This is a genomic window from Vibrio gazogenes, assembly GCF_002196515.1.
Lineage (GTDB): Bacteria > Pseudomonadota > Gammaproteobacteria > Enterobacterales > Vibrionaceae > Vibrio > Vibrio gazogenes_A.
On the sequence record NZ_CP018835.1, the window covers coordinates 1,334,660 to 1,347,650 of the forward strand.

At 45.2% G+C, this 12,991-nt stretch carries 10 protein-coding genes; 4 read left to right on the forward strand and 6 right to left on the reverse strand.

The window, feature by feature from the left end:
* The first annotated feature begins 139 nt into the window (after positions 1-139).
* Positions 140-1,552 (forward strand): pyruvate kinase PykF, encoded by a 1,413-nt coding sequence (gene pykF / locus BSQ33_RS06110; RefSeq protein WP_088133656.1) that lies wholly within the window; start codon positions 140-142, stop codon positions 1,550-1,552.
* A gap of 417 nt (positions 1,553-1,969) precedes the next feature.
* Here pykF and BSQ33_RS06120 read toward each other — a convergent pair whose 3' ends face one another.
* From BSQ33_RS06120 to tkt, 6 genes are all read right to left on the reverse strand, one after another.
* Positions 1,970-2,650 (reverse strand): oxidative stress defense protein, encoded by a 681-nt coding sequence (locus BSQ33_RS06120; RefSeq protein ID WP_027694040.1) that lies wholly within the window; start codon positions 2,648-2,650, stop codon positions 1,970-1,972.
* Between the two features lie 344 nt (positions 2,651-2,994).
* Positions 2,995-3,870: a small-conductance mechanosensitive channel MscS gene (gene mscS / locus BSQ33_RS06125; protein WP_088133657.1), complete on the reverse strand. Its 876-nt coding sequence runs from the start codon at positions 3,868-3,870 to the stop codon at positions 2,995-2,997.
* A gap of 131 nt (positions 3,871-4,001) precedes the next feature.
* Complete coding sequence (fbaA, locus tag BSQ33_RS06130) at positions 4,002-5,078, reverse strand: class II fructose-bisphosphate aldolase (RefSeq protein ID WP_021019328.1); 1,077 nt, start codon at positions 5,076-5,078, stop codon at positions 4,002-4,004.
* Between the two features lie 179 nt (positions 5,079-5,257).
* On the reverse strand, positions 5,258-6,421 hold the full coding sequence (locus tag BSQ33_RS06135; RefSeq protein ID WP_021019327.1) for a phosphoglycerate kinase: 1,164 nt from the start codon (positions 6,419-6,421) through the stop codon (positions 5,258-5,260).
* 152 nt (positions 6,422-6,573) lie between these two features.
* Positions 6,574-7,599, reverse strand: a complete 1,026-nt coding sequence (gene epd / locus BSQ33_RS06140; protein WP_021019326.1) for an erythrose-4-phosphate dehydrogenase — start codon at positions 7,597-7,599, stop codon at positions 6,574-6,576.
* A gap of 219 nt (positions 7,600-7,818) precedes the next feature.
* The gene (gene tkt / locus BSQ33_RS06145; protein WP_088133658.1) at positions 7,819-9,813 is read right to left on the reverse strand and encodes a transketolase; all 1,995 of its coding nucleotides are present in this window, start codon (positions 9,811-9,813) and stop codon (positions 7,819-7,821) included.
* A 371-nt stretch (positions 9,814-10,184) separates the two neighbouring features.
* On the opposite strand from tkt, the gene metK reads away from it, so the two are divergent.
* The 3 genes from metK (at position 10,185) to rsmE (ending at position 12,985) form a co-directional block, all read left to right on the forward strand.
* Positions 10,185-11,339 (forward strand): methionine adenosyltransferase, encoded by a 1,155-nt coding sequence (metK, locus tag BSQ33_RS06150; RefSeq protein ID WP_021019831.1) that lies wholly within the window; start codon positions 10,185-10,187, stop codon positions 11,337-11,339.
* Positions 11,340-11,501: 162 nt separating this feature from the next.
* The gene (locus tag BSQ33_RS06155; protein WP_088133659.1) at positions 11,502-12,014 is read left to right on the forward strand and encodes a SprT family zinc-dependent metalloprotease; all 513 of its coding nucleotides are present in this window, start codon (positions 11,502-11,504) and stop codon (positions 12,012-12,014) included.
* 239 nt (positions 12,015-12,253) lie between these two features.
* Positions 12,254-12,985 carry a 16S rRNA (uracil(1498)-N(3))-methyltransferase gene (gene rsmE / locus BSQ33_RS06160; protein ID WP_088133660.1) on the forward strand — a complete coding sequence of 244 codons (732 nt, stop codon included), beginning with the start codon at positions 12,254-12,256 and terminating at the stop codon, positions 12,983-12,985.
* Positions 12,986-12,991 lie beyond the last annotated feature (6 nt).

Sequence of the window (12,991 nt, forward strand, 5' to 3'; positions counted from 1 at the left end):
TGAAAGAGTTTCAGCTTTAAAGTGTATTTGACAGCGAGAAATAATCCGGCACTTCAAGAGAAAAAGACAAGGGCCACTGACTGCACTTTACGGCACTCATTATCTTTCAAATTGATACAATTATCGGAGAGTATTTTCCATGAAGAAGACCAAAATCGTTTGTACGATTGGCCCTAAAACTGAATCCGTAGAGAAGCTAACAGAACTTGTCAACGCAGGCATGAACGTCATGCGTCTCAACTTCTCTCACGGTGACTACGAAGAGCATGGAACTCGCATTGTGAACTTTCGTCAGGTGATGAAAAACCTTGGCAAGACATTGGCAATTCTACTGGATACCAAAGGACCGGAAATCCGTACAACGAAGCTAGAAAATGGTCAAGATGTCGATCTCGTCGCAGGACAAACGTTCACGTTTACAACAGATACAACCGTCGTCGGTAACCAAGAACGAGCCGCTGTGACTTACTCAGGTTTCGCACAAGATTTAAGTGTAGGTGATACCATTCTGGTCGACGACGGCCTGCTCGAAATGAAAGTGCTTGAAAAAACAGAAACTGAAGTGACCTGTCAGGTACTCAACAATGGCGCTTTAGGTGAAAACAAAGGGGTTAATTTACCGGGTGTTTCAGTCAAACTGCCTGCGCTTTCAGACAAAGATAAATCTGACCTGAAATTCGGTTGTGAGCAAGGTGTTGATTTCGTTGCAGCTTCATTTATCCGTAAGGCTGATGATGTTCGTGAAATCCGTGAATTCCTTGCTGCACACGGCGGACAAGATATTCAGATCATCTCTAAAATTGAGAACCAAGAAGGTGTCGATAATTTCGATGAGATTCTCGAACTTTCTGACGGAATCATGGTTGCCCGTGGCGATCTGGGGGTTGAAATCCCAGCAGAAGAAGTCATTTTTGCGCAAAAAATGATGATCGAAAAATGTAATCGAGCCAGAAAAGTGGTTATCACTGCCACGCAAATGCTGGATTCAATGATTAAAAACCCACGCCCAACTCGTGCAGAAGCAGGCGACGTTGCAAACGCAATCATGGATGGCACTGATGCGGTCATGCTTTCCGGTGAAACAGCGAAAGGTAAATATCCGGTTGAAGCGGTACGTATGATGGCGCAGATTGCAACTCGGACAGACCTTGCACAGAAGGCTGAGCTTGGTTCTCGTTTAGACAGTCCTCGTCTGAGAATTACAGAAGCTGTATGTAAAGGTGCGGTTGATACAGCAGAAAAACTGGCTGCCCCACTGATTGTGGTTGCTACTGAAGGCGGTAAATCAGCTCGTTCTGTCAGAAAATACTTCCCGACAGCACACATCATCGCTTTGACAACTAACCAGAAAACCGCAGCGCAATTAGTCTTGACGAAAGGTGTGACACCGATTGTTGTTGATTCAATCGCAAGTACGGATGACTTCTATATCTCTGGTAAGAAATTAGCGCTAGAAACAGAGCTGGGCCGTAAAGGAGATATCGTGGTAATGGTTTCTGGTGCACTTGTTGCTTCAGGCACAACCAACACTGCATCGGTTCATGTACTGTAATTGTACATTCGACTGAAAAAGCAATAAACAAACGGGGCGCAGATGCGCCCCGTTTTCTTTGACTTTCGTCGAACTTACCAACCGAAAAATTCTTTATTGTGTGTATTCAACAGCAACACCATCGGTAAAAAGTACAACGCACTCAATTTTATACCGAGGATCACTAAAGAACTAATCGTTAATCTCACCAGAAAATGATTCAACATACTACTTAGCCTCATTTGCCCAGTAATTTGATTTCCTTATAGTTTTCTTTTACTTCTCTTGAGATGGGTAAAATTGTTATTCCGGTCAACGCTGGGGCGATCATTCAAGAAGTCTGGTAGTATACCAATTCTGACAAATTGCTCAATATTCAACCAGCGTTAAACTTTCGTCTAAGTACGATCGTCTAAATACGTAAAGTAACCACCCCAGTTAATTCAATCGATATAACACATCAACACTGTCACTGATCACTATCGTCTTGTCCTGATAATCCTGAAAACTTTCTTTCTGGTTCATAGATACAGCACGCATCATCATTGGTTTCGCTTGCTGGGAGTGGTAATCAACTTGCCACACGGGGCCGAGTGTACGTTTAAATCCTTTCGCGATCGAGAGAGCTTTGGTTGACGCATCCTGAATGGCTTTGTCTCTCGCCTGTGCCTGATACTTTTGATGATCTTTCACTTGTAGCGTAATCCGATCAATCCGGTTAATACCCGATTCCAACGCAGCATCGAGATACTCATTCAGCTTATCTAGCTGTTCGACGGATACGGTGATACTGCGACTTGCCCGATAGCCGACCAGTTCCGGCTTTCCTTCATCAGGATAATGATACTGGGGAGCAAGCGATAAGTTAGAACTGGAAATTTGCTCGGCTTTGGCTCCCAGTCCCTGTAATTGTTCTGAGAATTGACGCACAACCGAATCGACACTCTCTTTCGCCTGTTCAGCATTGAGTGTCGATTGCTCAACCTGAACAGAAAAGACCGCGCTGTCCGGCACCACTGTTACTTCACCAAATCCGGTTACAGAGATATGTGGGAAGTTCACTTCCGCTGCATAACTGTGTAGACAGAACATCATTAAACTCAGAATCATCAACCGCATAATCTTTACTCCCACATCAACACATTATGGATTATTACCAAACCGCAGAATTCATACGTTGAATCCTTATTTTCAAATCACTTCGGTATTCAATCATAGGATAGTTTGATTGTAATTAGATCGGATTGTGACAAAAATAACAAAACGCTAACGACAGGCTAAAATAGCAACAAACCGTTCCGATGATTAAATATATGGCGTCTCTTTTACTTTAAATAGATCAATACACGCAATCGTTATCAGCCGAGCCACTGTCAGAAGAAAGAATAATGCTGAATACATGAGTACCATAGTTTAGTCATAAAAAAAGCGGTGTTTATAACACCGCTTCACTCAAGAAAATATTAATCAACTTGATCAGCTTTGTTCAGATGAACGCTCATTTGTGGGAATGGAATTTCAATACCATTCGCATCAAGAGCTTCCTTAATATTCAGCATTAAATCAAAATAAACGGGCCAATAGTCAGCCGTTTTTACCCAAGGGCGAACGACAAAATTGACCGATGAGTCTGCTAAAGTATGAACACCGATAGTGATATCCGGGTCTTTCAAAATACGTTCATCTCGTTCAACCGTTTCACGAAGGATGAGTTTGGTTTTCTGTAAATCAGCAGAATAAGAAACACCGATCATCAGATCAATTCTCCGCGTCGCATGACGTGAATAGTTGGTAATCGCCCCACCGATAACAGAGGAATTCGGAACAACAACCATTTTATTATCCGGTGTTTTCAATATCGTTTGAAAGATTTGAATGCTTTCAACTGAGCCGGCGACACCAGCCACTTCGACATAGTCACCGGATTTAAACGGGCGGAATGCAACAATTAAAATACCAGCGGCAAAGTTCGAGAGCGAGCCTTGTAACGCCAAACCGACAGCTAAACCCGCAGCACCAATGACGGCAACCACCGATGCAGTTTGTACCCCTATTCGTCCTAGCGCAGCAATCAGAACGATCACAAATAATAAATAGCGCACCAAACCATGAATAAATTCGACAACTGCCGGATCCATATCTTTTTTACGCAAAACCTTTGTAACACTACCGGCAATGACTTTGACGAAAATGTTCCCGAAGAACAAAATCAGAATCGCCGCGATAATATTTACACCGTACTGCAGTAAGATATCCGAGTTATTTTCTAACCATTCATTGATCTGAGATAGACTATCAGACAAAGGTATTACTTCATTCACGAGCGATTCTCCAGCCATTGTATTCCCTCTTTTTATCGCCAAACGATTTATAACACATGCGTTATACCAACATCACCTGATTATATCAGCTATAAAAAAACCCGCTCATCAGAACGGGTTTTCTAACAATAATTTGATATAAACTCAAATTATAATACGTCAATCGCATTCAAATCTGAAAATGCTTTTTCAAGACGAGCCACCATAGAAGCTTGACCAGCGCGCAACCAAACACGTGGATCATAGTATTTCTTATTCGGTGCATCTTCACCACTTGGGTTACCGATTTGGCCTTGCAGATAATCGTGGTTGTCAGCTTCATACTGACGGATACCGTCCCATGTCGCCCACTGTGTATCAGTATCGATGTTCATTTTGATAACACCGTAGCCGATTGATTCTTGGATTTCTGCTTCGCTAGAACCTGAACCGCCATGGAAAACAAAGTTCAGCGAGTTTTCAGGCAGACTGAATTTTTCAGAAACGTATTTTTGAGAATCACGTAGAATTGTTGGCGTCAGAACAACGTTGCCTGGTTTGTAAACACCGTGAACGTTACCGAAAGAAGCAGCAATCGTGAAACGGTGGCTAACTGCGTTCAGTTTTTCGTATGCATAGGCAACATCTTCAGGAGACGTGTACAGCTCAGAAGTATCCATATCTGAGTTATCAACACCATCTTCTTCACCGCCAGTACAACCCAATTCGATTTCAAGCGTCATGTTCATTTTTGCCATGCGCGCTAAGTACTTAGTACAAATCTCGATGTTTTCTTCCAGCGTTTCTTCTGACAAATCAATCATGTGAGAAGAGAACAGTGGTTTACCTGTTTCAGCAAAGAATTTTTCACCGGCATCCAGCAAACCATCGATCCATGGCAGGAGTTTCTTCGCAGCATGGTCAGTATGCAGAATGACAGGAACGCCATAAGCTTCAGCAACTGTATGGACATATTTTGCACCAGCAATCGCACCCAGAACCTGTGTTTGCTGACCTTCAAGTTTCAGACCTTTACCGGCAAAGAAACCTGCACCACCGTTAGAGAACTGAACGATAACCGGAGACTTAACTTTTGCAGCCGCTTCAAGTACCGCGTTCACAGAATCAGTACCAACACAGTTTACTGCTGGTAATGCGAATTTATTTTCTTTCGCAACTTGAAAGACTTTTTGAACATCATCGCCAGAAATGACTCCTGGTTTTACAAAATCGAAGACCTTAGACATGGATTTGATCCTATTTTCTGTCGTTTAAAATAAAACAATTCAATAAAAATTTTACAAATATATGCTGTATATGTGTTTACCTATAATGGCAACTATTCTAGCAAATAACCATCGCTCTTGCACAATCGCTGCCAGAGGCAAACAGAAAGCGGGAGTCTGTTCTCTCCCGCTTCATATCATTATGCTTTTGCGCGTGCTTCCAGCATTTCAACTGCAGGCAGAACCTTGCCTTCAACAAACTCAAGGAATGCACCACCACCAGTCGAGATATATGATACATCGCCTTTAATTCCGAATTTATCAATGGCAGCAAGCGTATCACCCCCACCAGCAACAGAGAATCCTTCCGAATCTGCGATCGCTTGAGAGATACCTTTTGTACCTGCTTCGAAGTTCTTAAATTCGAATACGCCGACAGGACCATTCCAAAGGATTGTTTTTGCTTCTTTTAGAATTTTTGCCAGTGCCGCTGTTGAGTCAGGGCCTAAGTCGAAAATCATGTCATCATCTTGTACTTCAGAAACATCTTTGATTTCTGCTTCGGCATTTTCGTCAAATGCTTTTGCACAAGCGACATCAGTTGCAACCGGGATAGCGCACTCGTCCATTAATTTTTTCGCAGTATCAACCAGGTCTGCTTCATAAAGTGACTTACCAACATTATTGCCAGCTGCGGCAATGAAAGTATTCGCAATACCACCACCAACGACCAATTGGTCAGCCACTTTTGACAAAGATTCAAGCACTGTCAGTTTTGTGGAAACTTTTGAACCACCAACAATTGCAACCATCGGACGAGCAGGATTGTCCATCGCTTTAGCCAAAGCATCCAGTTCGTTTGCCAGTAAAGGACCAGCACACGCAATCGGTGCGTGCATACCCACACCGTGAGTCGATGCCTGAGCGCGGTGAGCCGTACCGAATGCATCCATCACAAATACATCACACAAAGATGCATATTGCTTAGACAGGGCTTCATCATTCTTCTTCTCGCCTTTGTTAAAGCGAACATTCTCAAGTACAACTAATTCACCGGCATTGAGTGTTAAGCCATTGAGGTAATCTTTGGCGAGCTTCACTTCACAATCCAGTGCGTCTTGTAAGTAGTTCACAACCGGTTGGAGTGAAAATTCTTCAGCGTATTCACCTTCAGTCGGACGGCCAAGGTGAGATGTCACCATAACTTTTGCGCCAGCTTCAATACAGTGTTTAATCGTTGGCAGTGATGCCAGAATCCGTGCATCTGATGTTACTTTGCCATCCTTTACCGGCACATTCAGATCGGCACGAATAAATACGCGTTTACCTGCTAAATCCAGGTCAGTCATCTTGATTACAGACATGGTTGTCCCCTCAAATTGCAATATTGGAAAATATTTTGACAGTTCCGCAACCCTGCCGAACCATCGTTTATCTTGATACTGTATTCACCCGCAGAAGACCATCTTATTTATTTCGCTCTAAAAAATAAATACATCTTCGTTCTCGTAAAATTCTACTGTAGTGAATCCATTGCCAAAGCCGTATCCAACATACGGTTTGCAAAGCCCCATTCGTTATCGCACCAGACGAGCATTTTTACCAAACGTCCGTTACTAACTCTTGTTTGTGAACCATCAACAATGGCGCTATGCGCATCATGATTGAAATCGGTCGAAACAAGTGGCGCTTCAGTATAGTCAACAATGCCCCGTAATGTACACTGAGAAGCATCAATTATGGTTTGATTTACGTCATTAACTTTAACATTTGTATTGATTGTGACACTTAAGTCCATCGCGGTTACGTTGACTGTCGGCACCCGCACAGAAATCGCTTCAAACTTATTCAAAAACTTGGGAAAAATTCGCTCGATCCCTTTATGTAACTTGGTGTCTACCGGAATAATCGACTGACTGGCCGCCCGGGTTCGACGCAGATCATGATGATAAGCATCAATCACGGGTTGGTCGTTCATCGAAGAATGAATCGTGGTAATCGTGCCAGAATCAATACCAAAGTTTTCATCCAGCACCTTAATAATCGGCACAATACAGTTGGTCGTACATGAGCCATTCGAAACAATGCGATGCTCTGCTTTCAACGAGTCGTGGTTAACCCCGTAGATAATCGTGTTATCTAAATTATGTCCGCCGGGGTGTGAAAAAAGAACCTGCCGCGCACCAGCTTCCAAATGAGCGAGACCATCATCCCGACTGCCAAAAACACCGGTACAATCGAGCACAATATCAATGTCCAGATTACACCACGGCAGGAGTTTCGGCTCAGATAAGTGGAGAATCCGGATCGCATCAGAACGACCATCATCATGGCTAATATATAAATGCTCTTGATCGTAACGAACCTTTTTAAAAAAGCGGCCATGACTCGAATCATACTGAAGAAGATGAGCCATCGCGTCAGGTTGTGCCAATTCATTGACGGCCACAACTTCAATTTGCTGATTTTTGCCACTTTCATAGACAGCCCGCAAGATATTCCGGCCAATTCGGCCAAAACCATTGATGGCGATTCTTAGCATTCTTCTCTCACCTTATTGTTCTTCTTCATTTTAAATTAGAGTGACGATAGTAGCGGATTGTACAAAAAAATAACATTGGTAATCGCCTTCTATCACCGCATGACGCCAAATACAGACAGACTTACTGGCCACATCCAGCATGACAGACCAATCATCCGACGAAAAAATGCCGGACATCAGGTCCGGCATGCAATAAATAATCAGCAACTTTGCTGATCTTTACCCTAAAGACAGTGCCACTTCCACGACATTATCCACAGTAAAGCCGAACAATTTGAACAGTTCGCCAGCCGGTGCTGACTCACCAAAGCTGTTCATGCCGACAATGCGACCATTGAGGCCGACATACTTGTACCAGTAATCCGCAATACCCGCTTCAATCGCAACGCGAGCAGTCACTGAGGCTGGTAGTACGGCTTCACGGTAAGCGGCATCCTGACGGTCAAATGCATCCGTTGAAGGCATAGAAACCACACGAACCTGCTTACCTTTCGCAGTCAGTTCTGCTGCCGCCTGAACGGCTAAATCAACTTCAGAGCCAGTCGCAATCAGAATTAAATCCGGTGTGCCCTGACAATCTTTGAGGATGTAGCCACCTTTGGCGATGTTTGCTACCTGTTCTGCATCACGCGCCTGCTGCGCCAGATTCTGACGAGAGAAAATCAGGGCAGTCGGGGCATCTTTGCGTTCAATCGCCAGTTTCCAAGCCACCGCGGATTCAACCTGGTCACAAGGACGCCATGTGCTCATGTTCGGTGTCAGACGCAGTGACGCAATTTGTTCAACCGGCTGGTGGGTCGGACCGTCTTCACCCAAACCAATGGAATCATGGGTGTAAACCTGAATGTTCTGCACTTTCATCAACGCAGCCATCCGCATTGCATTGCGCGCATATTCCATAAACATCAGGAAGGTGGCACCGTAAGGAATGAAACCACCGTGCAGTGCAATCCCGTTGATGATAGCCGTCATCCCAAATTCACGGACACCATAATGAATATAGTTGCCGGACGCATCATTTGGCGTCAGAGACTTCGAGCCAGACCACATGGTCAGGTTAGAAGGCGCGAGGTCAGCCGAGCCGCCCATGAATTCAGGCAGTAACTTACCGAAGGCTTCCAAAGCATTTTGAGAGGCTTTCCGGGAAGCGATTGTGGCCGGATTGGCTTGCAATTGTGCAATGATTTGGTTGGTTTGTGTTTCCCAGTCTGCCGGCAGTTCACCGTTGACCCGACGCTTGAATTCAGCCGCCAGCTCAGGGTAAGCCGCCTGATACGCTGCGAACTTCTCATCCCATGCCGCTTCTTTTGCTGCACCGGATTCTTTCGCATCCCACTGTGCATAAATATCAGCCGGAATCTCAAACGGGCCATATTCCCAACCCAGTTGCTCACGTGTTGCTTTGATTTCATCCGCACCCAGTGGCGCACCGTGACAATCATGAGAGCCGGATTTGTTGGGTGAGCCAAAACCAATCACGGTTTTGGTACAAATCAATGTCGGACGTGACGTTTCTGCTTTGGCTGCGGTAATCGCCGCTTCAATTGCAGCTGAGTCATGTCCGTCTACCGCCGGAATGACATGCCAGCCGTATGCTTCAAAACGTTTTGCGGTGTCATCTGTGAACCAACCGTCCACCTCACCGTCAATCGAAATGCCGTTGTCGTCCCAAAACGCAATCAGCTTACCCAGACCCAAAGTTCCGGCCAAAGAGCACGCTTCATGAGAAATCCCTTCCATCAAACAGCCATCACCGAGGAAAGCATAAGTGTGATGGTCAACGATATTGTGCTGGTCACGGTTAAACTGCGCGGCAAGCGCTTTCTCCGCAATTGCCATACCAACCGCGTTGGTGATGCCTTGTCCGAGAGGCCCGGTTGTGGTTTCAATGCCCGGTGCATAGCCGTATTCCGGGTGGCCCGGTGTTTTTGAATGCAACTGACGGAAGTTCTTCAGGTCGTCAATCGACAGGTCATACCCCGTCAAATGTAACAGTGAATAAATCAGCATCGAGCCGTGGCCGTTAGAGAGCACGAAACGGTCGCGGTCAGCCCAATTCGGATTTTGTGGATTGTGGTTCAGGTGAGAGCGCCACAGCACTTCAGCGATATCCGCCATCCCCATTGGGGCGCCGGGGTGACCTGAATTGGCTTGTTGAACACCATCCATACTTAAAGCGCGGATTGCATTCGCGAGACGTTTTTGGGAAGACATGTCAGCTCCTGAAAGTCATAAAGCAAAAAATGAATGTAGATTACGACGAAATAACACCGTATTTGCAAAATACCATATTAAAAAAAGCACCATATTGTCGCAAAGCCCTTTACTTGGCGCAATCGATTTACTGTGCCGATAAGTGCGCGATCTGTCGCAGATTTATCGGTTATTTCCCCGAAAGTAAAAACATTGTCATTTCCAATAAGCATCGTGATGTTTATTAATCATGAAAAAAAGCTTGTAATTCCATCGACGCAGAATAGAATAGACGTCTAGATGTAAAAACATCTCTTGCGTTCAGCGCTTGTTTTCAAATAATTTCGAGTAAGTGTTCAGTATGACTTGCTCATCATCTGAGTGGAGTTCTCATGACAAAGCATCTGTTTACTTCTGAATCCGTATCAGAAGGACATCCTGATAAAATTGCCGATCAAATTTCCGATGCCGTACTTGATGCGATTTTAGAACAAGACCCAAAAGCGCGTGTTGCCTGTGAAACCTATGTCAAAACAGGCATGGTTATGGTTGGTGGCGAAATCACGACATCAGCTTGGGTCGATATTGAAGAATTAACCCGAACCACGGTTCGTGAAATTGGCTATACCCACTCAGATATGGGATTCGATGCGGACTCTTGCGCAGTTTTAAATACCATCGGCAAACAGTCTCCTGATATTAATCAGGGTGTTGATCGCGCCGATCCGAAAGAACAAGGTGCTGGTGACCAAGGTATCATGTTCGGTTATGCAACCAACGAAACTGATGTTCTGATGCCAGCCCCGATCACTTACGCTCACCGCTTGGTTCAACGCCAGTCAGAAGTGCGTAAAAACGGCACACTGCCATGGTTACGTCCGGATGCGAAATCTCAGGTAACTTTCCAATATAACGACGGCAAAATTGCCGGAATCGATGCCGTGGTATTATCCACGCAACACAGTGACTCCATTTCAACTGAGTCATTGAGAGAAGCGGTGATGGAAGAAATCATCAAACCAACGCTGCCAGCTGAATGGTTAAACAAAGAAACCAAATACTTTATCAACCCGACCGGTCGTTTTGTTATCGGTGGCCCAATGGGTGACTGTGGTCTGACTGGCCGGAAAATCATCGTTGATACATACGGTGGTGCAGCACGTCACGGTGGCGGTGCCTTCTCAGGAAAAGACCCATCTAAAGTTGACCGTTCAGCAGCCTACGCTGCGCGTTATGTTGCCAAAAACATCGTTGCAGCCGGTCTGGCTGATCGTTGTGAGATTCAATTATCTTACGCGATTGGTGTTGCGGATCCGACCTCAATCATGATTGAAACATTCGGTACAGAAAAAGTGGCGCACGACATCATCATTGAAGCTGTTCGCCAGCACTTCGACCTCCGTCCGTACGGACTTCAGGAAATGCTGAATCTGCTCCAGCCGATTTACAAGAAAACCGCAGCTTATGGTCACTTCGGTCGGGATGAGTTCCCATGGGAAGCAATCGACAAAGCAGCATTACTAAGAGACTTTGCTGGCCTGAAGTAAGTCAGTCCGGTTCATTAACCGTATTATCTTGAATTTATAGCCCTCCACTCGGAGGGCTTGTTTCTATATACAGAAACCGACATGATAAATAATCGGTGTTGCATCAGGCCCTGCAATTGCTTTTAACCGAACAGAAGAGCCAAACAGATAAGGTAGAACAACGTGTCAGCCTCACCAATATCAGTTGAACTCCATAGCCAAGTTACCGCTCGGATCTTGTCTTGTATTGAGCAAGCATCGCACTACTTTCAACACCCTTTCCCGCAACCAGGCCTTAGCTATCAACTGCGTGGTAAAGCGGCCGGAAAAGCTTATTGTCATTGCTGGGAAATCCGTCTGAACCCGGTGCTGCTTGTTGAAAATCAAAGCGAATTTTTGCAACAAGTAATTCCTCACGAGATAGCTCACCTGCTGGTCCACCACCTGTATGGCCGGGTAAGACCACACGGTTCAGAATGGCAATCAGTAATGACGCAGGTTTTCAGTTTGCCACCGCAGACAACCCATCAGTTTGATACACGTTCCGTGGCCGGAGAAACTTTCCCGTACCATTGCCAATGTCAGCAATTTTCGTTGTCGATTCGTCGTCACCGGAAAGTACAACGTCAGCAAGTCATCTATCGTTGTACACAATGCCAGCAGCCCCTGAGATATAATGGCACCGAATATGAATGACCAACGAAGTTTTCCCTTTTGTTTTCAATTACCCCTCTTGTAATTTCAGTTTGCAGCGCCCATCTTATATCCAATAAAAGCGACAAGCCTTGATTGATGGGAAGCTTGTTGAGAACCATCCTGTTCACAGATCGGTTTACAGAAAATCGGTTTACAGAAAGTCGGTTTAGAGAGAATCGATTGAGAAGAAATCGATTAAGGAAAAGTCCGGTTCAGGAAACGTTGATTTAGGAAAGTTTATGAGAGTGCCCCGTATTTACCATCCGGAGAAAATCTCCCCTGCTCGTCTGGTGACATTAAGTGAAGATGCGGCCGGTCATGTCGGTCGTGTGCTGAGAATGCAAACAGGGCAGGAAATCATATTATTTGATGGTAATGGCTCAGAATATCCGGCCGAGTTGGCCGAAATCAGTAAAAAAGCAGTCACCGCGCAAGTTGGAGACGCTGTTGTTCGCGACAATGAATCCCCGCTGCACCTTCATCTGGGCCAAGTCATTTCTCGCGGAGACAAAATGGAATTTACCATTCAAAAATCCGTGGAACTCGGCGTCAATACCATCACCCCTCTGCTGTCAGAACGGTGTGGTGTCAAACTGGACCAAAAACGCTTTGAGAAAAAATTGCAGCAATGGCAAAAGATTGTGATTGCGGCCTGTGAACAATGCGGACGCAATACAATGCCTGAGATCAGACCGATCATGTCACTGGCAGATTGGTGCAGTGAAGAGACAGACTCACTCAAACTGAACCTTCATCCTCGCGCATCGTATTCAATCAACACCCTACCGGCACCAGACAAAGGTATTCGTCTGCTCATCGGTCCGGAAGGGGGACTGTCCGCTGAAGAAATTCAGATGACGAAAAATTATCAATTTGAAGAAATATTACTCGGTCCCCGCGTGCTCAGAACAGAAACGGCAGCCTTAACGGCGATCACTGCACTACAGGTGCGTTTTGGTGACCTTGGCTAAATGCCA